This is a genomic window from Flavisphingomonas formosensis, assembly GCF_009755815.1.
In the GTDB taxonomy this organism is placed as follows: Bacteria; Pseudomonadota; Alphaproteobacteria; order Sphingomonadales; family Sphingomonadaceae; genus Flavisphingomonas; species Flavisphingomonas formosensis.
The window spans coordinates 571,672-598,291 of record NZ_WRPK01000002.1 but is presented as its reverse complement, the minus strand read 5'-3'; the positions used below and the strand labels follow the sequence as shown (position 1 = coordinate 598,291).

The window sequence follows — 26,620 nt, the reverse complement described above, 5'->3', positions numbered from 1 at the left end:
GTCCGTTCCCGCCGGCTGAACGGAAGCCGTGATTGCGATTTCGTCGCGCCGATTCGTGTCGGCGCGACGCACCGTCGCGATCGGCGCGGGGTCAGACCCGCATCGGCATCAGCACGTAGAGCGCCGGTGCCGTGTCATTTTCGCGAATCAGCGTAGGTGCCGCCGCATCGGCGAGATGCACTTCCACCGTATCGCCCTCGATCTGGCCGAGTATGTCGAGCAGGTAGCGGGCGTTGAAACCGATCTCGAAACCGTCCGAATCATAATCCCCCGGCACTTCCTCGGCCGCGGTGCCATTCTCCGGGCTGGTGACGGACAGTGTGATCTTGTCGCGTTCCAGCGCCATTTTCACGGCACGAGTCTTCTCGCTCGCGATGGTCGCGACGCGGTCGACGCCTTCCATGAAGCTCTTCGGATCGATCTTGAGCAGCTTGTCGTTCGCGATCGGGATGACGCGCGAATAATCCGGAAAGGTCCCGTCGATCAGCTTGGAGGTCAGGATCGCCGAACCCAGGCCGAAGCGCACCTTGGTCGCCGACAGCGACACCTCGACCGAACCGTCCACCTCGTCGAGCAGCTTGCGCAGCTCGCCCACGCATTTGCGGGGTACGATCACGTCCGGCATCCCGGCGGCGCCGTCCGGCCGCGGCACGGTGACGCGGGCGAGGCGGTGGCCGTCGGTCGCAGCTGCCTTCAGCACCGGCTGCGCCTCGTCCGAAACGTGCAGGAAGATGCCGTTGAGATAATAGCGCGTCTCCTCGGTGGAGATGGCGAAGCGCGTCTTGTCGATGATCTGCCGCAGGATGGCGGCGGACAGCTCGAACTTGGTCGGCAGCTCGCCCTCGGCGATCACCGGAAAATCGTCGCGCGGCAGCGTCTGCAGGTTGAACCGGGCGCGCCCGGCGATCACCTGCATCTTGCCTTCGGCCGCGCTCAGCGAGACCTGGCTGCCCTCGGGCAACTTGCGGGCAATGTCGAACAGCGTGTGGGCAGACACGGTGGTGGCGCCCGCCGTCTCGACCTGCGCCTCGACGGTCTCGACGATCTGCAGGTCCAGGTCGGTCGCCATCAGCTTCAGCGTGCCGTCCGCGGCCGCCTCGATCAGCACATTGGACAGAATCGGGATGGTATTGCGCCGTTCGACCACGGATTGCACGTGGCTCAGGCTCTTCAGCAGCGTTGCCCGTTCGATCGTCGCCTTCATTGCTACCCCTGGCTATCCCCCGGACTTGGGTGGGTCGGACCTTATACCGTGCGTTTCGAAGGCCGCTAGAGCCATTTCGGCGACAAGCGCCTCTCTCGCCCGGTTCATGTGGATGAAACGAAAAATGGCCGGGGGTACCCCCGGCCACAGGATCGGCCTTGCCCGGCCGGAGGGTGCGGACCGCGCAAACGTGTGCGCGGCCCGCCTTCGCCACCCTTGCGGGATATCAGAAGCGGAAGCCGAAGCCGCCGACCACTTGGTTGCGGCTCACGCCGGATTCATAGTTCGAATAGCGATACTCGGCTTTCACATAGCTGTTCGGGCCGACCGCATATTCGGTGCCGATGCCGACGCGCACGCCGTCCAGGTCGCGGCGGGCGAGCGTGTAGCGGTCGGAACCGTCATCCTCGGTGAACTTCGCGCGGGCGTTCGTATAGCCGGCCTTCGCGTAGAGCAGGGTGCGCGGCGTCACGAGCGTACCGACGCGGGCACCGACATAGATGTCTCGGCCAGTGCGAAGGCAGTCGCGCGGATCGAGCGCCGTGGCGCTGCCATAGCACTGCTTGGTGCTGGAATCGCTGAGCTCGACCTCGCCGCCGACGATCATGTTGCGGCCGGCCGCGAAATCATATCCCGCGGCAACACCATAATCCACGCCGTCCTTATGCCCGCCGTCGGCCTGAATGCGGTCCCAGCCGATCTGGCCCTCGACACGCGCGCCGGTGAACGGGTTGGGCCCGTCCTGCGCGAGGGCCGGGGTCGCGGCGGTCGCCACCAGCAGGGCGGCAAAAGCAATGCTACGCATATAATCACTCCGTAATCATGGACCCCTGTCAGGGCCGAGGCGTCCATTGCACAGGAGGGCAGAGGGTTGCATGAACCTCACATAAACAAGACTTTCTGTTGCATTTTCGCCACAAATTGCGCAACGCCATGCCATGCAAAGGGGGATGTTACCGTTCGGATGTGCGGCGTTGCTGGCGTTTTCGCCCGCCCCGGCACCCGCGCGCGACACGCTCGGCGTGTTTGAAGGCTGGGGGGCGTTCCGCGATGCCGTGCCGGCGCGCTGCTATGCCATAGCCGAGCCGGCGGCGCGGTCGCGCGGATCGGCCTGGCGGGCGTTCGCTGCCGTTTCCACCTGGCCCGGCAGGCGCGTTCGCGGTCAGCTCCATATCCGGCTCAGCCGCGCTCAGGCGCCCGGCCAGCCGATCATGCTGAGCCTCGGCGATCGCAGCTTTCCACTTATCGCCGGGGGCGCCGATGCCTGGGCGCCGGATCGTCGGGCGGATGCCGCGATCGTGGCGGCAATGCGCAGCGCCTCCAGCATGAGCGTTGAGGGGCATGGGCTCGGCGGAGCGCCGTTCGTCGATGCCTATCGCTTGCGCGGCGCGGCGACGGCCATCGATGCCGCGGCGCTGGGATGCGCTCGGATCGGCTGAGTCCGGCGCCGCGCTGCGGTCACTTTCCCACGCACTGGCAATCAGGCGCGATTTCGCCTACATGGCGCGCATCATGAACGCTCTGATGTCGATCCCCGGCGCCGTCGATCCGGTGCCCGTCCCCCGCGCCGTTGCCGTGCGCGCCGATGGCCGCATCGATCTGATCGGCCTCACCCGCGATCAGCTGCGCGAGGCGCTGGCCGATGCGGGGATGGAGCCTAAGCAGGCCAAGCTGCGCGCCAAGCAGCTCTGGCACTGGATGTACAATCGCGGCGTCACCGATTTCACGCTGATGACGGATATCGCCAAGGCGATGCATCCGTGGCTGGCCGAGCGGTTCGTCGTCGGGCGGCCGGACGTCGTCACCGCCCAGGTCTCGACCGACGGCACCCGCAAATGGCTGCTGCGTGCGCATGACGGCGAAGAATATGAGATGGTGTTCATCCCGGACGCGGACCGCGGCACGCTGTGCGTCTCCAGCCAGGTCGGCTGCACGCTCAACTGCCGTTTCTGCCATACCGGCACGATGCGCCTCGTGCGCAATCTCGGCCCCGCCGAGATCGTCGGGCAGGTGATGCTGGCGCGCGACGCGCTCGGCGAATGGCCGAGCCAGCCCGAGGGCCGCATGCTCACCAACATCGTGATGATGGGCATGGGCGAGCCGCTCTATAATTTCGAGAATGTGCGCGACGCCTTGAAGCTCGTCATGGACGGCGACGGCCTCGGCCTCTCTCGCCGCCGTATCACCCTCTCCACCTCGGGCGTGGTGCCGATGATGGCGCGCGCGGGCGAGGAGATCGGCGTCAACCTCGCCGTCTCGCTGCACGCGGTCACCAAGGAGATCCGCGACGAGATCGTGCCGCTCAACCGCAAATATGGCATCGAGGAACTGCTCGCCGCCTGCGCCGCCTATCCCGGCGCGAACAATGCCCGGCGCATCACATTCGAATATGTCATGCTGAAGGACAAGAATGACAGCGACGAGGACGCTCACGAGCTCGTCCGCCTGATCCGCAAATACCGGCTGCCGGCCAAGGTGAACCTGATCCCGTTCAATCCCTGGCCGGGTGTCGCCTATGAATGCTCGGACCCGGAGCGGATCCGCCGCTTCTCCGACATCGTGTTCAAGGCGGGTATCTCCGCGCCGGTCCGCACGCCGCGCGGCCGGGACATCATGGCGGCCTGCGGCCAGCTCAAGTCGGCCAGCGAGAAGAAGAGCCGCGCCGAGCTCGATCGCCTGGCGGAGGAGAAGCAGGCCGCGCTCGGCTGAAGCCCGGCGGCGGTTGAGCCGCCGGGACGGCCACGCTAAAGGCTCGTTCATGTGGCTTCTCGATCGCATGCTGCGGCGCATCATCCGCCGTGGCATTCTCACCGTCATCGATGCGCGTGGCACCACGCGAACCTATGGCAAGGCGGAACCCGGCTGGCGCGAGATCACGATCCGCTTCACCGATCGGAGCGCGCCGGGCTATATCGCGCGCCATCCCCGGCTCGGCGTCGCCGAAGCGTTCATGGACGGCCGGGTGGTAATCGATCAGGGCGACATATTCGGCCTGATCGATCTGGTCCGTGCCAATGCCCCCTGGGAAAAGGGCGGCAGCGGGATCGAGGCGAAGGGCGGCACCGGCCTCAAGCAGAAGCTGTCGGCCCGGCTCGACGGTTATAATTGGAAGCGCCGCTCCAAGCGCAACGTCGCGCATCATTACGATCTCGACGACCGGCTCTACGATCTCTTCCTCGATGCGGACCGGCAATATAGCTGCGCCTATTTCACCGACACCGCGAACAGCCTGGAGCAGGCTCAGCTCGACAAGAAGGCGCACATCGCCGCGAAGCTGGACCTGAAGCCGGGGCAGAAGGTGCTGGACATCGGCTGCGGCTGGGGTGGCATGGCCCTGTATCTGAACCGCGTCGCCGATGTCGACGTGCTCGGCGTCACCCTGTCCGAGGAACAGCTCAAGGTCGCGCGGCGTCGGGCGCAGGAGGCCGGTGTCGCCGATCGCGTCCGCTTCGAGCTGATCGACTATCGCGACGTCCAGGGGCCGTTCGACCGGATCGTCTCGGTCGGCATGTTCGAGCATGTCGGCCCGCCGCAATATGACGTCTTCTTCGCCAAGTGCCGCTCGCTGCTGGCCGAGGACGGCGTGATGCTGCTCCACACCATCGGGCGGATGGGCAAGCCAGGCTCCACCGATGCGTTCACGCAGAAATATATCTTCCCCGGCGGCTATATACCGGCGCTGTCCGAGGTGATCGCCGCCAGCGAGCGCGCCAAGATGATCGCGTCCGACGTGGAGACACTGCGGCTGCATTATTATTACACGCTGGAAGAATGGTATCGCCGCACCGTGGCGGTGAAGGAGCAGATCGTCGCGCTCTATGACGAGCGCTTCTACCGGCTCTGGACCTTCTACCTGGCGGGAGCGGCCGCCGCCTTCAAGAGCGGCGGGCTGTGCAACCACCAGATCCAGTATATCCGCCGCCGCGACGCTCTCCCGCTTACCCGGGACTATATGGCCGAAGCCGAGGCGGGATACCGCGCCCGGTGAGGCGGTTCGGCCGCGTCCGGGCGGCGGCCGGGCTGCTTTCGGGCCTGTCGCTCGCGCCCGCGTGGCTCTTGATGCGCCCGCGCTCGCCGCGTGCCCGGCTCCGCGAACGGCGTTTCTTCGCGCGCATTCTCAAGGGCTTCGGCGTCTCCGTCCGCCTCGGCGGCGCCGCGCCGGCCGGGCCGGGCACGCTCTACATCGCCAATCATATGAGCTGGCTCGACATCCCGGTGCTCGGCATCGCACTGGACGGCGATTTCGTGTCGCGCGCCGACCTGCATGACTGGCCGGTCCTCGGCCGGCTGGCACGGCATCGCGGCACCTTGTTCGTAGCGCGCGAGCAGCGTCACGGGGTGCGCGATCAAGCCGATTCACTGGAGGCGCGGCTGGCGGCCGGCGGCAGCGTGATCCTCTTCCCGGAGGGCACCACCTCAAACGGCCATGCCGTTCTGCCGTTCCGTACCAGCCTGTTCGTCGTGGCGCAGGCGGCGCGCGCGGTGCAGCCGCTGGCGATCGTCTATCGCGATGCGAAGGGGCGGCCGCTGGATCCCGCGTTGCTCGATCGCATCGCCTGGCACGGCGAACAGCCGCTGCCAGACAATGCCGCGCTGCTCGCCGCGCATGGCCTGCAGGTGAGCGTGACCCTGCTTCCGTCCCTGCCGCCGAGCGGCAGCCGCAAGCAGATCGCAGAATATTGCCGCAACGCGATCGTCGCCGAATATGCGAGGCAGCGGAACGCCGCGCCCGTTTCGGGGACGGCGGCCTGACGCGAGGGCGCACGCCAGGCCGTTCGTCGGCTTATTCGCCGCGCTTGCCCTTCCACTTTTCGCGCATCGCTTCCCAGGCCGCCTTGCGCTCCTCGGGCGTCACCGTGCCGTCATGGTTGGTGTCGGCGCGGTCGAACATCTCGAGCGGTTTCGCCTCGAACTCGGCGAGCGTCACCTTGCCGTCATGATCGGCGTCGAGCCGGTCGAACATCTCGCCGCCCATGGCCATTTCCATGCCGTGATGATGGTGCCCGCCGCCTGCGTCCGCACCTGGCGGCGGGCCGCGGTCCGGACGCGGGCCATCCCATTCGCTGCGGGAGATGGATCCATCCTTGTTGGCATCGATCCGGTCGAATGCCTTGTCCTTGCGCTCGGCGCGCTTGGCGGCACGGGCCGCGTCCCATTCCGCGCGGGTGATCACGCCGTCCTTGTCGGTATCGGCCTCGGCGAATTTCGCGTCGAGCTTCGCCTTCAGCTCGGTGCGCGTCACCGGTCCGGCGTCCGGGCCTCCCGGGCCCATGTGCGCGGATGCGGGCAAGGCGAGCAACGCGGCAACGCCGACGCCCGCCAGACACAGCAATTTCATGGAGCACTCCTGGTCAGATGCTCCCCCTCCGGTCGCGCCGGTGCCACGAAGAAGCTGTATCGCGCTTGAACGGTGGCACGCTCGGTGGCATGGCGCAGCCGCCCGGCGGACGGGCTTTCATCGGAGGATCGGAATGACGCAGGATATCAAGCGGGTTGTGCTGGCCTTCTCGGGCGGGCTCGACACCAGCGTGATCCTGAAGTGGCTGCAGCAGACCTATAATTGCGAGGTCGTCACTTTCACGGCCGATCTCGGTCAGGGCGAGGAGCTCGAGCCCGCCCGCGCCAAGGCCGAATTGATGGGCGTGAAGCCCGAGCACATCTTCATCGACGACCTCAAGGAAGAGTTCGTCCGCGACTATGTGTTCCCGATGATGCGCGCCAATGCCCTCTACGAGGGGCTCTATCTGCTCGGCACTTCGATCGCGCGCCCGCTGATCGCCAAGCGCCAGATCGAGATCGCCCGCCAGCTCGGCGCCGATGCGGTCAGCCATGGCGCCACCGGCAAGGGTAATGACCAGGTCCGTTTCGAGCTCGGCTATTATGGCCTGGCGCCGGACATCAAGGTGATCGCACCCTGGCGCGAATGGGATCTCACCAGCCGCACCAAGCTGATCGAATTCGCCGAGGCCCACCAGATCCCGGTGTCGAAGGACAAGCGCGGCGAGGCACCCTTCTCGACCGACGCAAACCTCCTGCATACCTCGTCCGAGGGCAAGGTGCTCGAGGATCCGTGGACCGAGGTGCCCGACTATGTCTTCTCGCGCACCGTCAGCCCCGAGCAGGCGCCGGATACGCCGCAATATATCACCGTCGATTTCGAGAAGGGCGATGCCGTCGCCGTCGATGGCGAGCCGCTCTCGCCTGCCAAGCTGCTGGCGAAGCTCAACGAACTGGGCCGCACCCACGGCATCGGCCGCCTCGACCTGGTCGAGAACCGCTTCGTCGGCATGAAGTCGCGCGGCATGTACGAAACGCCGGGCGGCACCATCCTGCACGTCGCCCACCGCGCGATCGAACAGCTGACGCTCGATCGCGGCGCCGCGCATCTCAAGGATGAGCTCGGTCCGCGCTATGCCGAGCTGGTCTATAACGGCTTCTGGTTCTCGCCCGAGCGCGAGATGCTGCAGGCCGCGATCGATCATTCGCAGACGCGGGTGAACGGCACCGTCCGCCTGAAGCTCTACAAGGGCACGCCCTGGGTGGTCGGCCGCAAGTCGCCCGACAGCCTCTATTCGGAGAAGGTCGTCACCTTCGAGGACGATGCCGGCGCCTACGATCAGCGCGACGCGGAAGGCTTCATCAAGCTCAACGCGCTGCGCCTGCGCCTGCTCGGCCGCCGCGACGGCCGCTGACGAAGAGCCGCTCCGGAACGGGTGTCAAAAAGGGCACCCGGCTCGTGGTCGAGGGTGATCCCAGCTTTCACGGGGATGACGCGTCGGAGGGTTTGGGATTCTTCGGCACGGCCGGCGGCACCGTCGGCAACGTCACGTCGCGGCGCCTGAGCCCGATGATGTCGATCGGCCCGCTTGTCCAGCGCGACACCATCTGGCGTCGGGCGAGCAGCTCGTTGAGCAGCACGTCGCCCGGGTCATAGGTCCCGGCACCGAGGCGCAGCAGCCAGATCGTCGGCACCGCCTCCGCCTGTGGCGTGGTGGCGATGGCGTGCAGCTTCGCCCGCGGCAGGGAGACGACGCCGCGGCTGCCGGTCGGATGCCAGGCGCCCTCGATCGGGACCAGCGTCGGCACTACTGTCGGCACCGATCGTGGTACGACCTTGAAGCCGAGATCGCGCGCGGCATAGCCGAAGGGCAAGGCGCCCTCGTTCGGATAGGCCCAGAGCTCGTCGCCCGCGTGCCATTGCGGCTGCAGCCAGCGAATCGTGCCGTACCAATTCTGGTCGGGCGGGCGGCGAAGCTGATCGACGTCGTAGATGAGCTGCTGCATCGCCATCGCCGCGACGAGCGCCGCTGCCGTCCAGAACCAGCGCCGGATCGCGAAACCGGCCGCGAAGATCAGGATCGCCGGAACGGCGGCCGGCGTCATCGTGCGCACGATGAAGACCGGCGAGACGGTGAGGGTGATCGCCAGCGAAAGGATGGTCGGCAGCAGCGCCGCGATCAGCAATCCGGCCGCAAGCCGCACGCCGGAAGGCGCCCTGGCGAGCGCGACGCAGCCCCCCAGGCCGAGGCCGATGGCGAACAGCGCCCCGATCGGGCTGCCGGCATGGTAGAGATAGCAGATCTGCCATGGCAGCGCCGAGGGTTCGAGCCGCAGCCACGTCGAATGGATCCAGGTCGGTGCCTGGTCGACCAGGATCAGGAAGCCCGGCAGGTAGACGAGCCCGGTGACGATCTGCGCCGCGATCGTGCGGAGCCAGTCCCGGCGGCCGATCGGCTGGCCGAGCAGCTGGACGAGCAGCGCGAGGCTGAGGCTGAAGCCGTAGAGCGGCCCCAGATTGTGCAGCCAGAGCATCAGTGCCTCGCCGCCGAAGAAGAGCGTGAGCGAGGATGTCCTGAGCGGCCCGCCGTCGCGCGCCTCGCGTGCGAGCCGGATCAGGCCCCAGATCGATATGGCATAGACCAGGATCATCACCGGATAGGGCCGCACCTCGCGCGACATCGCGATCAGCGGCGGCGAGAGCGCCGCGATCAGCAGGGCGACGGTGACGATCCGCCAACCCCGCTGGCGATCGACGTTGAGATAGCGGACCAGCTCCCGGGCGGCGCAGGCCAGCGCCGGCAGCGTCATGAGCCCGCAAAAGGCGCTCATCGCGCGCGACGCGAGCAGCGAATTGCCCCAGACGAGGTTCCAGGCGTGCAGCAGCGAATAATAGAAGGGCGGGTGCGTCTCGTAGCGCGGCACGACCGACCACAGAAAGGCCCAGCCATGGTCCGCCGCATAGGCGCTATAGGCTTCGTCGAGCCAATAGGGCTTGTGCAGCGTGCCGAGGAGCCGGAACAGGCCGGCAGCGAGGAACAGGAGCGCGATCGCCCCGGGAAGGGCGCGGCGCTCGCGGATGCGCGACTCGGTGATAGGTCGGTACTCCACGGCGATGCCCGGCGCCGGAGGGTCGGGCGTTTGGCGCGGCGTTATCTAATGCACGCTGCGAATTCACCCCCTTTTCGCGCAGAGCGCCCTGCGCCCGCGCCCGGATCATGTGTTACCAACACAGTTAACCACTCTTTAGCCGCTCTCACCGCATTGCGGCGCCATGGATGCCGAAAGGAACGAAGCTATGGCGCGTGGCGGCAATGCGGTCGACGTTGCGATCATCGGTGCCGGTCCGGCGGGGCTCACCGCCGCCTATCAGCTCACCAAAAAGGGTTATAGCGTCACGGTGATCGAGAAGGATCCCGTCTATGTCGGCGGGATCAGCCGGACGGTCGAATATGGGGGGTTCCGCTTCGACATCGGCGGCCACCGTTTTTTCTCCAAATCCCAGGAGGTCGTGGATCTCTGGGACGAGATCCTGCCGGACGATTTCATCCAGCGCCCGCGGATGAGCCGCATCTATTATGAGGGGAAGTTCTACAGCTATCCGCTGCGCGCGTTCGAGGCGCTGTGGAATCTCGGCCTGATGCGCTCCGCCCATTGCATGGCCTCCTATTTCCGCTGGAAGCTCTTCCCCCACAAGGACCCGCGCAGCTTCGAGCAGTGGGTGGTCAACCAGTTCGGCCACAAGCTCTTCTCGATCTTCTTCAAGACCTATACCGAAAAGGTGTGGGGCATGCCGTGCGACGAGATGTCGGCCGACTGGGCGGCACAGCGCATCAAGGGGCTCAGCCTCGGCGCCGCCGTGCTCGATGGGCTCAAGCGCTCCTTCGGGCTCAACAAGAAGCCCAATGACGGGATGCAGACCAAGACCCTGCTCGAAACCTTCCGCTATCCGCGCAAGGGCCCGGGCATGATGTGGGAAGCCGCGCGCGACCGGGTCGTGGAAGGCGGCAACCGCGTGCTGATGGGCCATGCGCTGCAGCAGCTTTCGCACGACGAAGCGCTCGGCCGCTGGCGCGTCGCCGCGACCGGCCCGGCAGGCGAGACGGTGACGATCAGCGCGCGCCATGTGATTTCCTCCGCCCCGATGCGCGAGCTGGCGGGCCGTATCCATCCGCTGCCGGCGACGATGCCGGAAGCGATCGACCTCAAATATCGCGATTTCCTGACCGTCGCGCTGATGGTGCGTTCGGAGGACCTGTTTCCGGACAATTGGATCTACATCCATGATCCGCGCGTGAAGGTCGGCCGCGTGCAGAATTTCCGCAGCTGGTCGCCCGAGATGGTGCCGGATCCGGATCTGGCCTGCGTCGGGCTCGAATATTTCTGCTTCGAAGGCGATGGTCTCTGGTCCTCCTCGGACGAGGATCTCGTCGCGCTGGCGACGCGCGAGCTGGCGACGCTCGGCCTGTGCGATCCGGCGACCGTGGTCGGTGGCCGCGTCGTGCGGCAGGAAAAGGCCTATCCGGTCTATGACGACCGGTATCGCAGCAATGTCGCGATGATGCGCGCCGAGTTGGAGGACCGTTACCCGACGCTCCACTTGGTCGGCCGCAACGGCATGCATCGCTACAACAACCAGGATCATGCGATGATGACGGCGATGCTCACCGTCCGCAACATCGAGGCCGGCCATCGCAAATATGATGTGTGGCAGGTCAATGAGGACGCCGAATATCACGAAGCCGGTGAGGAAGGGCAGGATCACGGCACGGTGAGCGCGGATGCGCGCGCGGCGCTCGGTTCGGAACGTGCCGTTCCGCTGCGGCTCGACGCCGCATGATCGCTCGGCTGCGGGGCGTGCGCGCGCCGCGCTACATGCGCTACGTGCTGGCGAGCGGAGGCGCGCTCGCACTTGATTTCGTGCTGCTCAGCGGTTTGATCGCGCTCGGCGTCGGCGCAGTCCCGGCGTCGGCCATCGGTTATGCCGCCGGTATCCTGGCGCATTGGGCGCTTTCGAGCCGGACGGTCTTCGCAGATGCCGTTGCCCGGCACGGCCCCGCACGCCGGCGGCAGCAGGCGATGTTTGTGCTTTCGGCCCTCGTCGGGCTGCTCATTACCACTGCGATCGTCGGGTCGGGTGCGGCCTTCGGGCTTGATCCGCGCGTCGCCAAGATCGTGGCGATCGCGATCAGCTTCCAGGCGACCTGGCTCATTCGCCGCCACATCGTCTTCGTGTGACGGGGATGCGCGCCCGCCGCTTCGTTACGGCCCTGCTGGCCGCGTGGCTTCTGGCCTGTGCGATCATGCTGGTCGTCGGTTGGCAGTCGATCCAGCATGCGGTCTATCCGGATCCGGACGATGTGCTGCGCCTGCAGGAAGTACGCGATTTCGTCGGCGGGCAGAGTTGGTTCGACGTCACCCAATATCGCATGAACCCGCCGGGCGGCGCGCCGATGCACTGGTCGCGTCTCGTGGATCTGCCGATCGCGGCGGTGATCCTGCTGGCAAGGCCGCTGCTCGGCGCGGCGCAGGCGGAGATGGTTGCCGCGGTGATCGTGCCGCTCCTCACGCTCGGCGTGGTGATGCTGCTCGTCGCGCTCATCGTGCGGCGTTTGATCGGCGCGGAAGCGGGGTTGCTGGCCGCGTTGCTGGTGCCGACCGCGCCCACGGTGCTGATGCAGATCCGTCCGCTGCGCGTCGATCATCATGGCTGGCAGATCGCTCTGGCGCTTGCCGCCGTGCTGGCGACTTTCGATGACCGGCCCCGCCGTTCGGGCCTGGCGGGCGGACTGCTGCTCGCGCTGTGGCTGCAGATATCGCTCGAAGGATTGCCGTTCTCGGTCGCCGTCGCAGGCCTCTTTGCGGCGCGCTGGCTTTTCGACCCGGCTGCCGAAACCGAGCGGTTCCGGTGCTTCATCCTCGCCTTCGCCGGCGCCAGTCTGCTGCTGTTCGCCGCCACCCACGAGCTGCCGGCATGGCAGGCGGTGCATTGCGATGCAATTTCTCCGGCGCAGCTTGCCGTCTTCGCCGTGGCGGCGATCGGCTGCGTGCTCGCCACCTTGCCTCTCGCCGCGCGCCGCTTCGCTTCGCGGATCGCCGCGCTTGGCCTCGCGGCGATCGCCGCTGCCGCGGTCTATCGTCTGGCCGCGCCGCGATGCGGGCTCGACGCCTTCGGCGAACTCGATCCCCTGGTCCGCACGCTCTGGTACGATCATGTGCTCGAAGGTTTGCCGCTCTGGCGTCAGGCACCGGATCTCATCGTATCCGGTATCGGCTTTCCGCTGATTGCGATGGCAGGAAGCTGGTTCGGCTGGCGAAACGCGACGCCCGAGACGCGTCCGCTCTGGATCAACTATGGCGCGCTGCTGGTCGCGGCAGCGATCGTCACCCTGCTCGTCCAGCGTGCCGGGGCGGTCGCCAATGCCCTCTCCGTCGTCGGCGCGACGGCGCTGCTGATGCCGCTGCTCGTGCGGGCACAGTCGGCCAGCTCCGCGCTGGTGCGCGTTTTCGGATCGGTGCTGGCCCTTCTGGCGCTCGCGCCGCCGACATTGGCACTCGCCTATGTCGGCGTGTTCGGCGCCGTCGCAAGGCCTCAGGATAAGGCGCCGCGAGGGGAGGGCTGCTCGACGATGGAGCATATCCGCCTGCTGAACTCTCTGCCGCCGTCGGCGCTGCTCACCGATATCGACATTGCTCCCGGGGTATTGCACGAGACGCCCCACAGCGTCGTCGCCAGCGGCCACCATCGCAACCAGGCCGGCATCAGGGACGTCCTTCAGACCTTCACCGGCGGCGACGAGGAGGCGCACGCCATCCTGTTGCGCCACCGCATCGACTATATCGTCGTGTGTCCGGATCTCGCGGAGATGGATGTCTACGCGCGCTATGCGCCCGACGGCCTCTGGTCGCACCTGCGGGCCGGCCGCACGCCGGCGTGGCTGGAGCCGGTGCGAATTGCCGGCGATTCGAAATTCGCGATCTGGAAGCTGCGGCGTTGAACGATGCGCCCGTAAAGGCGTCGAGCAAAGCTGCGCGCTTCACATGTCGCCCAGCTTGCTCTCCCGTTCGTATAACTGCCAGTTCACGCCCGACAGGCCGATGGAATGGCCGCTCGCGAGCCGCCGGTAGGGAGTGCCGCAGCGGATCGGGCGTGGCGGGAAGGGGACGACGTCGTCCATTTCCTTGAACAGGAAGCGCGGGCGCGCGCATTCCCGCTGCGACACGGCAAGGGGGTAGCGCAGCCGCGCGGCCGCGGCGGCGAGCACGGCTTCGTCGCGCGAATCGTCGATCAGCACGCTGCCGCCCTGGGGCGCCCGCGCGGCCATCGCCGCGATCGCGCGGTCGGGATCGCCGCGGCGGCCGGCGATGATCCGCGCGTCCAGGGCGATGCTGGTCAGCGTGAAGCCCGCCAGCGCCGCGGCCGCGATCGTGCGGCGCCAGCCGCCGGCGCGCCATGCGGCGGCGAGCAGCTCGCCGGCCAGCAGCAGCAGCGCCACGGAAACGATGAGATAATAGCGCGGGATACCGCTGTTGCCGAGCCTTAGGAACAGGGCCGCCAGCGGCAGCGCATAGATGGCGAGGATCAGGAAGGGCGCGCGATCGCGTATCGCCGGCACACGCCACAGGGCCAGCGGCAACGCGATCGCCGCTGCGACGAGCAGCAGCGTGTCCGGCACGAAGCCGAGGCCGAAGCTGAAGGCGATCATCTGCTCCAGCCCGTCCAGCAGCTTGGGCAGGTAGAAGGGCTGGTAGCTGCCGATCCGATAGCCGGCCGGGCTCGCGCGGGCCGCTAGGATCATGACCGCCAGCAGGCCGATCGCCGCGGCCAGGGCGCCCTGCATCAGCCGCAGCGCCCCTGCGATCGCCGCCGGCAGCGGCAGGCGTTGGTTCAGCCGGGCAACCAGCGCCCAGGCGGTCAGCGCGAGCAGCCCGGGAAGCATGGCGAGATGGGCGAGCATGCCGAAGAGGCCGGCATAACCCAGCATGCGCCCGGCGCCGGGCAGTGGGCGGCCGGAGACGTCCCGGTCGACCACGCCGATCGCGATCAGCAGCGCCAGCAGCATCGGGCCATAACCGCGCGCTTCCGCGCCGTAGGTGAGCATGATCGGGCTGATCGCGAACAGCAGCGCGAGGATGATCGCCTGATGCGGGCTGCGCCGCGCGCCGATCCATGCGGCGGCCGCGACGCTTGCCGTGCCGCAGGCGATCGCGAGCGCGCGGGCCAGCAGCGGCGGGCTGTCCCAGCCGACCAGCTGGAGCCATAGCGTGTTGAGATAATGGTTGTTGTCGTGGTTGATCGAGAAGAACACGGCGGCCGGCGTGCGCGCATCATGCGCGAAACGGGCTGACCAGGCTTCGTCCAGCCACAGCCCGCCGCGGGCCGCCGCGATCCGCAGCGCCAACGCCACCAGCAGGAGCGTGCCGACGATGATCCTCGCCGAGGGTTGCCACGCGTCATCGGCCGTCGCTTCGCGACGTCTCGCCAGACTGCCTTGCGTCATTGCCCCCCGATCTCCTTTGCGGCGAGGATAGGAATAATCGCCGCCGCTGTGAACCGGCATCGCCTTCCCCGCATCGCATGCCCCTTGCCGGAGGCCGCTTCCCCGGAATAAGGGGCGCGATGCTTCGCAAGGCCCCGTTTCCGCAGACTGCGCCATCCGGATGGTGGACCACGCGGGGGTTCGCGATCGGCCTCGTGCTGCTGTCGCTGGTGCCGCTGCTGCTGCCCACCATGCCGCCGCTGATCGATCTGCCGGGTCATATCGGCCGCTATCGCGTCCAGCTCGATCTCGGCACGTCCGACCATCTCTGGCACTATTTCGATTTCCGCTGGGCGGTGATGGGCAATCTCGGCGTCGACCTGCTGGTCGAGGCGCTGGCCCCGCTGCTCGGGCTGGAACCGGCGGTGAAGCTGGTGGTGCTCTCGATCCCGGCCACCACCGTCTTCGGCCTGCTGCTGATCGCGCGCGAAGTGCATGGCCGCGTGCCGCCCACCGCGATCTTCGCGCTGCCGCTGGCTTATTGCTTCCCGGTCCAGTTCGGCTTCGTCAACTTCGCCTTGTCCATGGCGTGGGCGCTCGCCGCTTTCGGCCTATGGCTGCGGCTGGCCCGGCTCGGCCGGCTGCGGCTGCGCGCGATGCTGTTCGTGCCGCTCGGCGGCGCGATCTGGCTGGCGCATGGCTTCGGCTGGGGCGTGCTCGGCCTGCTCGCCTTTTCGGCAGAGATCGTGCGCGCCCGCGCGGCTGGCCGCAAGATCGTCCCCGCGGTCTTCCACGCCGGCATCCAGTGCCTGCCGCTGGCGCCGCCGGTGCTGCTGATGGTCGTCTGGCGCAGCGACGGATCGGGGGGCACCGGAGACTGGATGAACTGGCAGGCCAAGCTGCTCTGGCTCGGCAGCATCCTGCGCGAACGCTGGATGGCCTATGACCTGATCAGCGCCTCTATTCTGTTCCTCCTGATCATCGCGGCCGCGGCGGGCTATCGCATCGGCATCAACATGACACTGGGCGTCGCCTCGCTGATCCTGTTCGCCGCCTATTGGGCGCTGCCGCGGGTGCTGTTCGGATCGGCCTATGCCGACATGCGTCTCGCACCCTATGTCGTCGCGATCGCGCTCGTCGCGCTGACCCCGGGAGAATTGAAGCGACGCGGGCTCAACCTGCTGGCCGCGGCCGGGACCACCTTCTTCCTGCTGCGTATCCTCACCGGCACGATCAGCGCCCATGACTATGGCCGCGATGTCGATCGCCAGCTCGAGGCGCTCGATCATATTCCGCGCGGTTCGCGGGTGCTGGCGCTGATCGAGAAGACCTGCGGCATGCCTTGGGCCCTCTCGCGCATGGATCATCTCGGCGGCTATGCGCTCGCCCGGCGCGAAGCGTTCGTGAACGATCAGTGGGAGATGCCGGGCGCCCAGCTGCTGCGCGTGATCTATCGCGAAGGCGGCCGCAATTTCACCAGCGATCCGACCGAGCTGGTCCGCGCGCCCGGTTGCCGCTTCCGCGGGCGACTGTCGCTGGACGAGGCGCTGAACGAGTTTCCCCGCAACGCCTTCGATTATGTCTGGATGATGGACCTGCCCTATTGGCGCTGGCCGGACGATCCCGCCGACATGGTGAAGGTGTGGGACGGCGGCCCCACCGGCAACGGCGCGCTCTACCGGGTCGTGCCCGGCAAGCCCGGTTCCGCCACCACGGCCAGCGACACGCCGAACGGCAGCGATCCCCGCCCGACCCAGTGACGCTCGGCGCCGAACAGGCCGGATAGGATCGCATTTACGGGGCGTGGCGGCATGGCATCGTCGCCGCCCTCGCGCCCGGTGAGCCTGCCCACCGCGCGCGCCGCCGCGATCAGCGGGAACAGCACGGTGTTGAAGTGGCTGCGGTAGCGGATGCGGAAGCCCGCCTGCTCGAACACCGCCTTGAGCCCGGCGAAGGTGTAGCGGCGCTGATGGTGATGCGCGGCATCGTGCGCGCTCCACAGCCAGGGCATGGCCGGCACGGTGACGAGCAGTCGCCCGCCCGGCGCCAGCTTGGCGCGCAGAGCGGCCAGCGCCTCGCGGTCGCCGGGAATATGCTCCAGCACGTCCAGCAGCACGATCAGGTCGTAGGCGCCGTCCTCCAACTCCACGCCGTCGGGCAGCAGCCCGCCCTTCACCGCGACGCCGGTGCGCCGCGACGCCAGCGCGCGCGCCGCATCGTCCGGTTCGATCGCGTCGACCCGGCCGAAACGCTGCAGCAGCGCGATGTTCGATCCGGTGCCCGCACCCACTTCGAGGATGCGCGCGCCCGGCTTCAGCGGTGCCTGCCGCTGGATAAGATTGGCGATGATCTCCCGCCGCGCGGTGAACCACCAATGCTCACCGTCGATCTCCGCCATCCGGTCATAGACCGCCCGATCCATCTATTCTTCCACTCCGATCCGTTCGCGCACGACATAGATGGGCCTGTGCTTCACCTCGACGAGGATGCGCCCGACATATTCGCCGAGCACGCCGAGCGAGAGCAGCTGCAGGCCGCCGAAAAACAGGATGGCGACCATCATCGAAGCATAGCCCGCGACCTCGATGCCGTAGAAGATGGTACGCAGCGCGATGAACGCCGCATAAGCGAGGCCGAGCAGTGCGATGCAGCCACCGATATAGCTCCACACCCGCAAGGGAACGGTGGAGGCCGAGGTGATGCCGTCGATCGCCAGCGTCCACAGCTTCCAATAGTTGAACTTGGTCTCGCCCACCTCGCGCTCGACCCGGTCATATTCCACCGCCGCCTGGCGGAAGCCGGACCAGGCGAACAGCCCCTTCATGAAGCGGTTGCGCTCCGGCATCAGCTTGATGACGTCGACCACCTTGCGGTCGAGCAGGCGGAAGTCGCCGGCATGCTCCGGGATCTTGTCTGCCGAAAGCCAATTGTGCGCGCGGTAATAGAGGTCCGCCGTCATCCGCTTGGGAAGGCTGTCCGACATGCGGTTGCGGCGCACGCCGTAGACGACGTCATAGCCCTCGCGCCACTGGTCCAGCATTTCACCGATCACCTCGGGCGGATCCTGCAGATCGACGTCGATCGGTACCACCGCCTGTCCGGCGGCATGATCGATTCCGGCCGAAAGCGCCGCCTCCTTGCCGAAGTTGCGCGAGAGGGAGAGGGCGCGAATGCGCGGATCTGCGCGATGCGCGGCATGGATCGCCGCCAGCGTCGAATCCTGGCTGCCGTCGTCGATGAAGAGGATCTCCCAGGCCGCGCGGGACCGTCCGTCGCGCAGCTCGTCCAGCACCTTCGTCACGCGCGCGACGAAAGGGGCGATGGCGGCTTCCTCGTCCTTGACGGGAACGATCACCGACAGCAGTGGACGGTTTTTATCCGGCATATCTCTCTTTCCGGGATAGCCTATCGCGCTGCATGATTAACATCCTGCTCACGCTCAGTCGAAAACCCATTGGCGATTCAGCCAGAAAACCGCGAGCGGCGTGACGCCGAGCACCAGCGGATAGGGCGACCAGGTCGGCCAGTGCATCGCCTTGACGAGCAGCCAGACCCACAGGCTGTTGAGCGCGAAGCTCACCAGCGAGACGACGAAGAAGCGCCCGCCGGTGCGCACCAGATTGCCGCGCCGGCCATGGCCGCGAAAGCTCCAGTGGCTGTGCACGACATAGCCGACCAGCACCGCCCCGAGAAATCCCAGCGTCCAGGCCAGGTTGGGATCCAGCCGATAATGGCTCGCGCCGACCTGATAGACCGCGATGTTGACGATCGTCGCCAGCCCGCCGGTCAATCCGTAGCGGACGAGTTGCCCGAAGAGTGCGCGCCGCGCCGCCCAGGCCTCGGTCATCTCCGCCATATGATCCTTTGTCTGTCCCGGTGTTTCACTTGCCCTTTACCGCGGGCGCAGTAATGCCCGGCGGACGATAAGGGAATAGTGCGTGGGCGGTAACCGTTGAACGAACCAGCTGAGGGGAAGCCCGCGCACGATTCGTGGAAGCTCTGGATGCTGGCGCTGTGGCTGCTCGGCTGCGCCTTCCTGGTCTATTACAAGTGGAACGGCATCGTCTGGTTCGCGCTCGGCGACACGGACGACAATATCCGCTTCGCCCAGGTGCAGGCCTGGCTGAACGGCCAGGGCTGGTATGATTTGCGCCAGTATCGGCTGGATCCGCCGTTGGGCGCGAGCATCCACTGGTCGCGCCTCGTCGATCTGCCGATCGCCGGGCTGATCCTGCTGCTGAAGCCGTTCGTGGGCACGTTCGCGGCGGACAAGGCCGCCGTCGCGATCGCCCCGCTGCTCTCGCTCGGCGGTGCGATGTTCGGGCTTGCGGTGGCGGTCCGCCGGCTCGTCGATCGCGAATCCTATGTCCTCGCCATGGCGATCCTCGCCTGCGCGCAGGCGGCGCTGCTGATGTGGATGCCGCTCCGGATCGATCATCATGGCTGGCAGCTCGCGACGCTGATCTTCACTCTTGCGGGCCTTGCCGATGAGAAGCCGGTCCGCGGCGCGCTGACGGTGGCGCTGGCGACTAGCTTTTCGCTCGTCATCGGGCTCGAATTCCTCCCTTATGCCGCTCTGGCCGCCGGCGTGCTGGCGCTGCGCTGGGTGTGGAACGCCGGGGACGAGGCGGTGCGGCTGCGCGTCTACGGCGCCAGCCTCGCCATCGGCTGCGCTGTCGGCTTCGCGCTATTCGCCAGCTACGACAATCGCGCGCCGCGTTGCGATGCGCTGACGCCGGTCTGGCTTTCGGTCGCGCTGGGCGGCGGCGGCCTGCTCGTGCTGCTCTCCTCGCTGACGATCGCCGATCGGCGGCTGCGCTTTGCGGCCGCCTTCGCCGCCGGCGCGCTGTTGTCCGCCGGTTTTGCGCTCGCCTGGCCGGATTGCCTCGGCCGGCCCGAGCATATGTCGCCCGAGCTCCAAAAGCTCTGGTTCTCCAATATCCGCGAGGCCAAGCCGCTGTATCTGCACGGCTGGCGAACGGCGCTGCCGATCATCGCGCTGCCCGCGGTGGGCGTGGCGGGCAGCCTGCTCGCGCTCTGGCGCGCGAGGAATACGGAGCGGTTCGCCGCCTGGGCGGCGGCCGCGCTCTTCTCGATCTTCTCCTGCGGCATGCTGCTCTGGCAGACCCGCGCCGGGCCGAGCGCGCAGCTCCTTGCCGTGCCCGGTGCCACCGCGCTCGGCTGGATGCTGCTGCCCCGGCTGCTCGATCACCGGCTGATGATCGTCCGGCTGTTCGGAACTGTGGCGGCCTTCCTGCTGGTCTCCGGCCTGTTCATGTTCTTCACCCTGAAACTCGTCCCGCAACCACCGGTCAGCGAGGGGCGACGCGTGGTGAACCGGGCGAACGGACGCTGTCCGACGCTCGCCGCGCTTCGGCCGATCGCCGCGCTGCCCCCGGCGACCATCTTCACCTTCGTCGATTTCGGCCCGCGGCTGATCGCGACGACTCACCACAGCGCGATTGCCGGCCCCTATCACCGCAACGGCGATGCGATCCTCGACGTGCAGCACGCTTTTCGCGGCGATGCCGAGACGGCACATCGCATCATGCTGAAGCACCATGCGACGCTGCTGCTGCTCTGCCCCGGCATGTCCGAATCCACCATCTACGCCGCGCAGGCGAAGAACGGCTTCTATGTGCAGCTGATGCGGGACGAGGTGCCGGCCTGGCTGCAGCCTATGCCCCTGCCGCCCAACTCGCCCTTCAGGCTCTGGCGGATCACGGGCTGAGCGATCTTCCGGATCCGCCTTAAACAGCCTCTCAGCGCCGGCTGCTGCGCACCAGCGGGTAGAAGATCTCCTCGGTCCAGGGCGCATTCGGCCCTGGCAGGCCGTAGCGGGCCGGGCGGCCATCGGGGATGTGCAGCGTCCCGAACAGCGTGTCGAACGCCGAGAACATCACGGCATAGTTGCGATAGCTGGCGCCGTCCCGGCCATAGCCGTGATGCGTGTGATGGAGGCCGGGGGACACCAGCACATGCTCGGCCAGGCGGAACAGCCTGCCGACGCGTGGATGGCGGCGGATCGCATCGTCCCAGCGGAAATTGCCGTGGGTCAGCACGTTCCACGCCAGCAGCACGCCGGCGGTCAGCCCGGCGGCGGCGCCGAGTCCCAGATGGATGGCAAGGCCGTAGATCCATGCCTGCGGCTGAATGAAGGTCCACGCCAGGTTGTGACGGAAATTGGTCATCACCGTCAGATGCTTGCCCGAATGATGGGTGCGGTGGAGCTTCCACAGCCAGCCGAGCCGGGGATATTTCCCCGCGCCCTCGTGCGACAGCCGGTGCACCCAGTAAAAGGCGAATTCCGACGTCAGCGCGATCAGCAGAAAGGCCGGGATCAGCGGCATGCCTGCCCACGCGCCGCGCCAGTGCGGCATCGCGGCAGCGAACAGCGTCGCGACCAGCACGCCCGCCAGCGGTCGCGTCACGCCCATCGTAAGGATGAGCGAGGAAAGCATCACCTTCCATTCGTGGGGCGTATAGATGCCGCGATGCCGGCCCGCGACCAGCTCGGCCGCCAGCATGAAGGCCCAGAATATCAGCGCGAACACAAACATCTGGTGCAGCATCGATCTCTCTCCCGTCGGTCGTCCTCGCCTGCTCCAGGGGGTACCGCACGCAAATCATGGGGTAAAATGCATTGACGTGCTTCGATCCATAACTTTCAATCATGTGATGGATCTGCGGGCCCTTCGTCATTTCGCCACGCTCGCCCGGCGGCAGAGCTTCGTCGCGGCTGCGGAGGAGCTCAACCTCACCCAGCCGGCGCTGAGCCGCAGCATCCGCACGCTCGAGGAAGAACTCGGGCTGCGCCTGGTCGAGCGGCATCGCAGCGGCTGCAGCCTGACGGCGGCCGGCGCGCTGCTGATGCGGGATGCCACGGCGATTCTCGCCCAGGCCGCTGCCTTGCGGCACAATATGCAGGCCCATGCGCGCGGCGATCTCGGCCATATCCGTTTCGGCGCGGCCCCGCTTCCGGCCGCGTTGCTGTTGCCCGATCTGCTCGCGGCTGCGGCGCGCGAACTGCCGGGGCTGACGCTTGCCGCGATGGTACGCGGCGCCGTCGATCTCGCCGCCCAGCTTCGGCGCGACGCCATCGAATTCTTCTTCTGCGCCGAAGTGCAAGCGCCACGGGATCCGATGCTGGAACGCGACGCATTGGGCGAGGCCCCGCTCGCCTGGCTGGTGCGGGCCGATCATCCGCTCGCCGGTCGCGGCCCTGTCGCGCTTGACGATCTGCGCGCCTTTCCGCTCGCCAGCGTCGGCGCGGATTTCGGTGTGGCGCAGGAAGGCGCACCCGACATGCTGCTCGGCATGCCAGTCACCATCCGGTGCGACGATTATGCCGTGCTGATCGCCACCATCGCGCGCTGCGACGCGGTGTGCCTCTCGTCGCCCGCGCTGATCGGGCCGGGCGATAGGGTTCGATCTCTGCAGGTGTTCGACGATGGCCTGCCGGCAACCACGCCGTTCGTCCTCGTCCGCCGCGTCGGCCGCTCCCTCTCGCGGCCCGCCCAAAGCCTGCTCGACCATGCCCGCACGATTTCGGCTGCGATGGGCGCGCGCCTGAATGTCGCGGGCGATACGACCGGACGAGAGACGCCAAGCCACCACTCCGCACAATCACGCCCGATACGAAACGCCCATCCCCTCTGATATCCGGTTGAAGGCAGAGGGGAGAGGCGGCGCTTGGATCAGGTTCTCGGTGGAATCAGGGTGCTCGATTTCGGGCGGTTCATCGCGGCGCCCTGGTGCAGCGCGATCCTCGGCGACATGGGCGCCGACGTCATCCGCGTCGAGAAGCGCGAGGGCGGAGAGGATCGCTGGGTGCAGCCGGTCGCCGCCAGCGGGGAGGGCGCGACCTTCCTCCAGTGCAACCGCAACAAGAAGTCGGTGACGCTCGATTCGACCACGCCCGAGGGTCTCGACGTGATGCGCCGGCTGGTCGCCACCGCCGATGTGGTGATCGCCAACATGCCGGATGCGGCGATGAAGGCGAACGGGCTCGACTATGAGGATCTGAGGGCGATCAAGCCCGACATCATCCTCGCCCGCGCCACCGCCTTCGGCAGCGGCGGGCCGTACAGCGATCGGGTGGGGTTCGACGGCATCGGTCAGGTGATGTCGGGCGGCGTCTATCGTTCCGGCCTGCCGGGGCAGCCGATGCGATCGGTGGTGCCCTATGTCGATTTCGCGACCGCGATGAACCTCGCCATCGGCACGATGATGGCGCTCTATCACAAGCGTGACACGGGGCGCGGCCAGCTCGTCGAATCCGGCCTGCTGCCCAATGCGCTGGTGATGACCAATGCGATGATCATCGATCAGGCGCTGCTCAACTCGAACCGCACCGCGGTCGGCAATCGCGGCTCGGCGGCCGGCCCCTGCGATCTCTATCGCGTCGAGGATGGCTGGCTGCTGATGCAGGTCGCTGGGCAGCCGATGTTCAAGCGCTGGTGCCGGATGGTGGGCGAGGAGGGCTGGTTCGCCGATCCGCGCTTCGCCAATGACGATCTGCGCGCCGCCAATGGCGATGTCCTCAACGATCGCATGCAGGCCTGGTGCGACGGCAGGACGCTGGCCGAGGTGATGGCCGCGCTCGACGCCGCCCGCGTGCCGGCCGCGCCGCTCTATTCGCCCCAGGACGTGCTGGAGGATCCGCACGTCCAGGCGATGGGTTTCTTGAAGCCGATGGATTTTCCCGGCACCGCGCGGCCCGCGCCGGTGATCGAGACGCCGTTCCGCCTCTCCGAGACACCGGGCACGATCCGCACGCGCGCGCCGCTGCTCGGCGAGCATACCGACCAGATATTGGGCGAGCTCGGCTATGATCCCGCCGCCATCGCCGGCCTGCGCCAACGGCAAATCGTGTGATCGGCGCCGATCGCTGCGGCGGCATTGCCCGGCGGTCCCCGCTGTCGTAACCGCGTTTGGGCAGGCCGATCGCGAGGGACCGTAGCGTATGACCGATCAAGCAAGCCAGCCTGCCCTGCTCAAGGACATATTGGGTTCGCAGGCGTTGACCACCATCGCCGATGCCGGGATCCACGCTTCGCCCCGCTTCGATCGCATCGCCTTCGTCAATGCGGCGTCGGATGGCCTGGATGCGCTGTCGATCATGGAGCGGGTCCGCCACATCGCCGACGCGCTCCATCTGGCCCTTCCCGCCGATTATGGCTATGCGCTCGATATCCTGCGCGCCATGGCGCCGCGGCTCACCCATGGTTTCCAGGCGGTCGCGCTCACCGAATATGTCGCCCGGCACGGGCTCGGCGATTTCGATCGGTCGATGGCGGCGCTGGCCGATCTCACCCGCTTCGGCTCGGCCGAATTCGCGATCCGCCCTTTCCTCGCGGCGGACTGCGAGCGCACGCTCGCCGTCATGGCGGGCTGGACGGGCAGCGCGGACGAGCATGTCCGCCGCCTCGCCAGCGAGGGCAGCCGGCCGCGCCTGCCCTGGGCGGCGCGGGTGCCGGCGATCAAGGCGGATCCCACCCTGGCCGCGCCGATCCTGGAGGCGCTGAACCGCGATCCGAGCGCCTATGTGCGCAAGTCGGTCGCCAATCACCTCAACGACATCGCCAAGGATCGGCCGGATTGGCTGCTGGACCGGCTGGCCGCCTGGCCGCAGGACGATGCCGGCACGCGCTGGATCGTCCGTCACGCGCTGCGCACCCTCATCAAGCAGGGCGAGCCCCGCGCGCTGGCGCTGATCGGCGTGGGCGAGGGGGCGGCGGTCGATCTGCTCGGCTTCTCGGTCGCGCCGCGCGCGGTGCGGCTCGGCGAGACGATCGCGCTGGCCGCCGAACTGCGCTCGACCGCGCCGGAAACGCAGCGCCTCGTCGTCGATTATCGCATCCACTATGCCCGCGCGGGCGGCAAGACGGCGGGCAAGGTGTTCAAGCTGCGCACCTTCGATCTCGCCGCCGGCGCGGCCGCCTCGCTCGCCATCCGCCAGACGATCCGCGATTTCACCACGCGCCGCCATCATCCGGGCCGCCACGCGGTGGAGCTGATCGTCAACGGCCGGACGATCGCGCGCGATGCCTTCGATCTGCTGGACGAAGCCGCTGGCTGAGCCCGCCATGGCGAAGAAGAAATATTTCCTCACCGCGACGCTGCCCGATGGCTATGTGAAGACGATCGGCCCCACCGCCACCGCCTTCACCCATTACTGGCGCATCGTCGCCCTGCTCGCCAACGGCAGGACCGAGGTCTTCTGGGGCCATGTCAAGTCGCTCGCCGAGGCGAAGAAGAAGCGCGCCGCCGCGGAGGACGCGGCCCGCACCCGCGGCTGGAAGAGCTACGCCTTCGAGATCGTGGAGCTGGAGCGGAGCGGCGGCTAGCCGCGCTGCCCGCCCCGCCGTGCCGTGAGCCGCCCCGTTTCTCCGGCGGGCCGGGAACCGGATGCCCGCCGGGCGATTCCCCCTTGCACGAAAGGGCTTTAACCAGAGCGAGCAAGAGGGGGGACGTGTATGCGTAAGGAAACGGTGTCGGGCATCGCCCGCTGGGCGGCGATCGCGCTGCTGGCGCTGGCCGCGGGCTGCCACAAGCGGCCGAAGCCGCACGAGCCCGCCCCGCCGCCCGCGCCCCCGCCCGCCGCGCAGGAGCCGGTGCCGCCCTATGGCGCCGCGCGCGGCCTGCCGATTCCGCAGCCTGGCGCCGACGGCAGCTTCACGACGATCAACAGCGGCATCTCCGCGCAGGAGGAGGTCTGGCATATCCGCGCCGCGCTCAACGTCGCCGCGCTCAGCTGCCGCGACGACGGCGCGCTCACCCGTGACTACAATCGCTTCCTCAAGGATCACAAGCCCCTGCTGGGCGCCGCCTATGCGGCCGAGACCGCCCATTTCAAGGCGGCCGGCCTGCCCGCGCTCGATCGCCACATGACGCAGCTCTACAATTTCTTCGCCCAGCCGCCGGCCCAGCCCGGCTTTTGCGAGGCGGCGAAGGCCGAGATGCCGCGCGCCGTTTCCACCTCCGCGGCCGACTATCCGGCCTATGCCCCCCAGGCGCTCGATCGGCTGGAGGCGCCGATCCTCGCCTTCTACGCCGGCTATGATCGCTATCGCCACGATCTCGCCGCCTGGCAGGCCAATCCGCACCGCACCGAGACGCTACGCGTCGCGGCCAGGGCGGCGCCGGAGCCCGCGGCGGACGATCGCGCGATCGGCGGCAACTGGCGGATCCAGATCGGCGCCTTCACCGGCGAGAAGGCCGCCCACGCCGCCTGGGACCAGGCCCGCGCCCGCATCCCCAGCCTCGCCGACTATACGCCCCATTATGAGCCCGTGCCCGGCCGCCCCGGCCTGATCCGCGTCCAGCTCGGCTCCGCCACCGATCGCGCCGGCGCCATCCGCCTCTGCGCCACCGCGGCGGTCGGCGGCTTCGACTGCCTCCCCGTCGTGCCGAAGAAATAGCCTCCCCCTTCATCCTCCCCCGCAGGGGGAGGGGGACCAGCCGAAGGCTGGTGGAGGGGCCCCGCTCACCTCAAAGGCGCCGCGCACCATTGCACGCAAACCCCTCCACCCCCTTCGGCTGTCCCACCTCACGCCCTTTCGCTTCCCACATCGCGTCGGTCGCGTTCTCCCGCGTCATGCCAGCGAAAGCTGGCATCGCCCTCAACTGGCAGCCGGTATGACTGCGGAGCGCGACC

At 67.7% G+C, this 26,620-nt stretch carries 24 protein-coding genes; 15 read left to right on the top strand and 9 right to left on the bottom strand.

What is annotated here, in order from left to right; all coding sequences use genetic code 11:
• Positions 1-91: 91 nt before the first annotated feature.
• Together dnaN and GQY20_RS08745 are read right to left on the bottom strand one after the other, a co-directional pair.
• Positions 92-1,204 carry a DNA polymerase III subunit beta gene (dnaN, locus tag GQY20_RS08750; RefSeq protein ID WP_157216663.1) on the bottom strand — a complete coding sequence of 371 codons (1,113 nt, stop codon included), beginning with the start codon at positions 1,202-1,204 and terminating at the stop codon, positions 92-94.
• Between the two features lie 226 nt (positions 1,205-1,430).
• Positions 1,431-2,009, bottom strand: a complete 579-nt coding sequence (locus GQY20_RS08745; RefSeq protein ID WP_157216662.1) for an outer membrane protein — start codon at positions 2,007-2,009, stop codon at positions 1,431-1,433.
• Positions 2,010-2,154: 145 nt separating this feature from the next.
• On the opposite strand from GQY20_RS08745, the gene GQY20_RS08740 reads away from it, so the two are divergent.
• The 4 genes from GQY20_RS08740 to GQY20_RS08725 all read left to right on the top strand — a co-directional run bounded on the left by GQY20_RS08740 (position 2,155) and on the right by GQY20_RS08725 (position 5,956).
• Positions 2,155-2,643, top strand: coding sequence for a hypothetical protein (locus GQY20_RS08740; RefSeq protein ID WP_157216661.1), 489 nt, complete (start codon positions 2,155-2,157; stop codon positions 2,641-2,643).
• Positions 2,644-2,716: 73 nt separating this feature from the next.
• A complete protein-coding gene (gene rlmN / locus GQY20_RS08735) occupies positions 2,717-3,913 on the top strand; it encodes a 23S rRNA (adenine(2503)-C(2))-methyltransferase RlmN (protein ID WP_232475961.1) in 1,197 nt (398 codons plus the stop codon).
• A 49-nt stretch (positions 3,914-3,962) separates the two neighbouring features.
• Positions 3,963-5,192, top strand: a complete 1,230-nt coding sequence (locus tag GQY20_RS08730; protein ID WP_157216660.1) for an SAM-dependent methyltransferase — start codon at positions 3,963-3,965, stop codon at positions 5,190-5,192.
• Positions 5,189-5,956 (top strand): lysophospholipid acyltransferase family protein, encoded by a 768-nt coding sequence (locus GQY20_RS08725; RefSeq protein ID WP_157216659.1) that lies wholly within the window; start codon positions 5,189-5,191, stop codon positions 5,954-5,956. Before GQY20_RS08730 ends, GQY20_RS08725 begins: the two co-directional genes overlap by 4 nt.
• A 31-nt stretch (positions 5,957-5,987) precedes the next feature.
• On the opposite strand, the gene GQY20_RS08720 is transcribed toward GQY20_RS08725, so the two are convergent.
• Entirely contained in the window at positions 5,988-6,542 is a 555-nt protein-coding gene (locus GQY20_RS08720) for an EF-hand domain-containing protein (RefSeq protein WP_157216658.1), read from the bottom strand.
• A gap of 133 nt (positions 6,543-6,675) precedes the next feature.
• Here GQY20_RS08720 and GQY20_RS08715 point away from each other — a divergent pair, with 133 nt between their 5' ends.
• Positions 6,676-7,896: an argininosuccinate synthase gene (locus tag GQY20_RS08715; RefSeq protein ID WP_157216657.1), complete on the top strand. Its 1,221-nt coding sequence runs from the start codon at positions 6,676-6,678 to the stop codon at positions 7,894-7,896.
• Between the two features lie 67 nt (positions 7,897-7,963).
• On the opposite strand, the gene GQY20_RS08710 is transcribed toward GQY20_RS08715, so the two are convergent.
• Positions 7,964-9,592, bottom strand: coding sequence for a glycosyltransferase family 39 protein (locus GQY20_RS08710; RefSeq protein ID WP_232475960.1), 1,629 nt, complete (start codon positions 9,590-9,592; stop codon positions 7,964-7,966).
• 187 nt (positions 9,593-9,779) lie between these two features.
• On the opposite strand from GQY20_RS08710, the gene GQY20_RS08705 reads away from it, so the two are divergent.
• Genes GQY20_RS08705 through GQY20_RS08695 form a run of 3 tightly spaced genes read left to right on the top strand, consistent with a single transcriptional unit; the run spans position 9,780 to position 13,479 of the window.
• Complete coding sequence (locus GQY20_RS08705) at positions 9,780-11,321, top strand: NAD(P)/FAD-dependent oxidoreductase (RefSeq protein WP_157216656.1); 1,542 nt, start codon at positions 9,780-9,782, stop codon at positions 11,319-11,321.
• Positions 11,318-11,719: a GtrA family protein gene (locus GQY20_RS08700; RefSeq protein ID WP_157216655.1), complete on the top strand. Its 402-nt coding sequence runs from the start codon at positions 11,318-11,320 to the stop codon at positions 11,717-11,719. Before GQY20_RS08705 ends, GQY20_RS08700 begins: the two co-directional genes overlap by 4 nt.
• Before the next feature lie 5 nt (positions 11,720-11,724).
• Positions 11,725-13,479, top strand: a complete 1,755-nt coding sequence (locus GQY20_RS08695) for a hypothetical protein (RefSeq protein WP_157216654.1) — start codon at positions 11,725-11,727, stop codon at positions 13,477-13,479.
• A gap of 39 nt (positions 13,480-13,518) precedes the next feature.
• Here GQY20_RS08695 and GQY20_RS08690 read toward each other — a convergent pair whose 3' ends face one another.
• Entirely contained in the window at positions 13,519-14,982 is a 1,464-nt protein-coding gene (locus GQY20_RS08690) for a hypothetical protein (protein ID WP_157216653.1), read from the bottom strand.
• 119 nt (positions 14,983-15,101) lie between these two features.
• Between GQY20_RS08690 and GQY20_RS08685 the strand changes: the two genes are divergently transcribed.
• A complete protein-coding gene (locus GQY20_RS08685) occupies positions 15,102-16,721 on the top strand; it encodes a hypothetical protein (RefSeq protein ID WP_157216652.1) in 1,620 nt (539 codons plus the stop codon).
• On the opposite strand, the gene GQY20_RS08680 is transcribed toward GQY20_RS08685, so the two are convergent.
• From GQY20_RS08680 to GQY20_RS08670, 3 genes are read right to left on the bottom strand one after another with little or no spacing between them, the layout of a single operon-like run.
• Positions 16,637-17,383: a class I SAM-dependent methyltransferase gene (locus GQY20_RS08680; protein ID WP_157216651.1), complete on the bottom strand. Its 747-nt coding sequence runs from the start codon at positions 17,381-17,383 to the stop codon at positions 16,637-16,639. The genes GQY20_RS08685 and GQY20_RS08680 overlap by 85 nt on opposite strands.
• Positions 17,384-18,346 (bottom strand): glycosyltransferase family 2 protein, encoded by a 963-nt coding sequence (locus GQY20_RS08675; RefSeq protein ID WP_157216650.1) that lies wholly within the window; start codon positions 18,344-18,346, stop codon positions 17,384-17,386.
• Between the two features lie 54 nt (positions 18,347-18,400).
• Positions 18,401-18,817: a GtrA family protein gene (locus GQY20_RS08670; protein WP_157216649.1), complete on the bottom strand. Its 417-nt coding sequence runs from the start codon at positions 18,815-18,817 to the stop codon at positions 18,401-18,403.
• A 96-nt stretch (positions 18,818-18,913) separates the two neighbouring features.
• Between GQY20_RS08670 and GQY20_RS08665 the strand changes: the two genes are divergently transcribed.
• On the top strand, positions 18,914-20,692 hold the full coding sequence (locus GQY20_RS08665; protein ID WP_232475959.1) for an AcrB/AcrD/AcrF family protein: 1,779 nt from the start codon (positions 18,914-18,916) through the stop codon (positions 20,690-20,692).
• 31 nt (positions 20,693-20,723) lie between these two features.
• Here the strand turns inward: GQY20_RS08665 and GQY20_RS08660 are convergent, their stop codons facing one another.
• Positions 20,724-21,533: a sterol desaturase family protein gene (locus GQY20_RS08660; RefSeq protein WP_198350880.1), complete on the bottom strand. Its 810-nt coding sequence runs from the start codon at positions 21,531-21,533 to the stop codon at positions 20,724-20,726.
• A gap of 106 nt (positions 21,534-21,639) precedes the next feature.
• Here GQY20_RS08660 and GQY20_RS08655 point away from each other — a divergent pair, with 106 nt between their 5' ends.
• The 5 genes from GQY20_RS08655 (at position 21,640) to GQY20_RS08635 (ending at position 26,384) form a co-directional block, all read left to right on the top strand.
• Complete coding sequence (locus GQY20_RS08655) at positions 21,640-22,620, top strand: LysR family transcriptional regulator (protein ID WP_198350879.1); 981 nt, start codon at positions 21,640-21,642, stop codon at positions 22,618-22,620.
• A gap of 33 nt (positions 22,621-22,653) precedes the next feature.
• The gene (locus GQY20_RS08650) at positions 22,654-23,838 is read left to right on the top strand and encodes a CaiB/BaiF CoA transferase family protein (protein ID WP_157216646.1); all 1,185 of its coding nucleotides are present in this window, start codon (positions 22,654-22,656) and stop codon (positions 23,836-23,838) included.
• 88 nt (positions 23,839-23,926) lie between these two features.
• Positions 23,927-25,042: a DNA alkylation repair protein gene (locus GQY20_RS08645; protein ID WP_157216645.1), complete on the top strand. Its 1,116-nt coding sequence runs from the start codon at positions 23,927-23,929 to the stop codon at positions 25,040-25,042.
• 7 nt (positions 25,043-25,049) lie between these two features.
• Complete coding sequence (locus GQY20_RS08640) at positions 25,050-25,310, top strand: hypothetical protein (RefSeq protein WP_157216644.1); 261 nt, start codon at positions 25,050-25,052, stop codon at positions 25,308-25,310.
• Between the two features lie 129 nt (positions 25,311-25,439).
• Entirely contained in the window at positions 25,440-26,384 is a 945-nt protein-coding gene (locus GQY20_RS08635; protein ID WP_232475958.1) for an SPOR domain-containing protein, read from the top strand.
• Positions 26,385-26,620 lie beyond the last annotated feature (236 nt).

What these genes read in the sequence shown, in the direction of transcription:
- dnaN (WP_157216663.1), bottom strand. Translation starts at nt 1,204, where the DNA reads ATGAAGGCGACGATCGAACGGGCAACGCTGCTGAAGAGCCTGAGCCAC.
- GQY20_RS08745 (WP_157216662.1), bottom strand. Translation starts at nt 2,009, where the DNA reads ATGCGTAGCATTGCTTTTGCCGCCCTGCTGGTGGCGACCGCCGCGACC.
- GQY20_RS08740 (WP_157216661.1), top strand. Translation starts at nt 2,155, where the DNA reads ATGTTACCGTTCGGATGTGCGGCGTTGCTGGCGTTTTCGCCCGCCCCG.
- rlmN (WP_232475961.1), top strand. Translation starts at nt 2,717, where the DNA reads ATGAACGCTCTGATGTCGATCCCCGGCGCCGTCGATCCGGTGCCCGTC.
- GQY20_RS08730 (WP_157216660.1), top strand. Translation starts at nt 3,963, where the DNA reads ATGTGGCTTCTCGATCGCATGCTGCGGCGCATCATCCGCCGTGGCATT.
- GQY20_RS08720 (WP_157216658.1), bottom strand. Translation starts at nt 6,542, where the DNA reads ATGAAATTGCTGTGTCTGGCGGGCGTCGGCGTTGCCGCGTTGCTCGCC.
- GQY20_RS08715 (WP_157216657.1), top strand. Translation starts at nt 6,676, where the DNA reads ATGACGCAGGATATCAAGCGGGTTGTGCTGGCCTTCTCGGGCGGGCTC.
- GQY20_RS08705 (WP_157216656.1), top strand. Translation starts at nt 9,780, where the DNA reads ATGGCGCGTGGCGGCAATGCGGTCGACGTTGCGATCATCGGTGCCGGT.
- GQY20_RS08700 (WP_157216655.1), top strand. Translation starts at nt 11,318, where the DNA reads ATGATCGCTCGGCTGCGGGGCGTGCGCGCGCCGCGCTACATGCGCTAC.
- GQY20_RS08695 (WP_157216654.1), top strand. Translation starts at nt 11,725, where the DNA reads ATGCGCGCCCGCCGCTTCGTTACGGCCCTGCTGGCCGCGTGGCTTCTG.
- GQY20_RS08690 (WP_157216653.1), bottom strand. Translation starts at nt 14,982, where the DNA reads ATGACGCAAGGCAGTCTGGCGAGACGTCGCGAAGCGACGGCCGATGAC.
- GQY20_RS08685 (WP_157216652.1), top strand. Translation starts at nt 15,102, where the DNA reads ATGCTTCGCAAGGCCCCGTTTCCGCAGACTGCGCCATCCGGATGGTGG.
- GQY20_RS08680 (WP_157216651.1), bottom strand. Translation starts at nt 17,383, where the DNA reads ATGGATCGGGCGGTCTATGACCGGATGGCGGAGATCGACGGTGAGCAT.
- GQY20_RS08675 (WP_157216650.1), bottom strand. Translation starts at nt 18,346, where the DNA reads ATGCCGGATAAAAACCGTCCACTGCTGTCGGTGATCGTTCCCGTCAAG.
- GQY20_RS08670 (WP_157216649.1), bottom strand. Translation starts at nt 18,817, where the DNA reads ATGGCGGAGATGACCGAGGCCTGGGCGGCGCGGCGCGCACTCTTCGGG.
- GQY20_RS08660 (WP_198350880.1), bottom strand. Translation starts at nt 21,533, where the DNA reads ATGCTGCACCAGATGTTTGTGTTCGCGCTGATATTCTGGGCCTTCATG.
- GQY20_RS08655 (WP_198350879.1), top strand. Translation starts at nt 21,640, where the DNA reads ATGGATCTGCGGGCCCTTCGTCATTTCGCCACGCTCGCCCGGCGGCAG.
- GQY20_RS08645 (WP_157216645.1), top strand. Translation starts at nt 23,927, where the DNA reads ATGACCGATCAAGCAAGCCAGCCTGCCCTGCTCAAGGACATATTGGGT.
- GQY20_RS08640 (WP_157216644.1), top strand. Translation starts at nt 25,050, where the DNA reads ATGGCGAAGAAGAAATATTTCCTCACCGCGACGCTGCCCGATGGCTAT.
- GQY20_RS08635 (WP_232475958.1), top strand. Translation starts at nt 25,440, where the DNA reads ATGCGTAAGGAAACGGTGTCGGGCATCGCCCGCTGGGCGGCGATCGCG.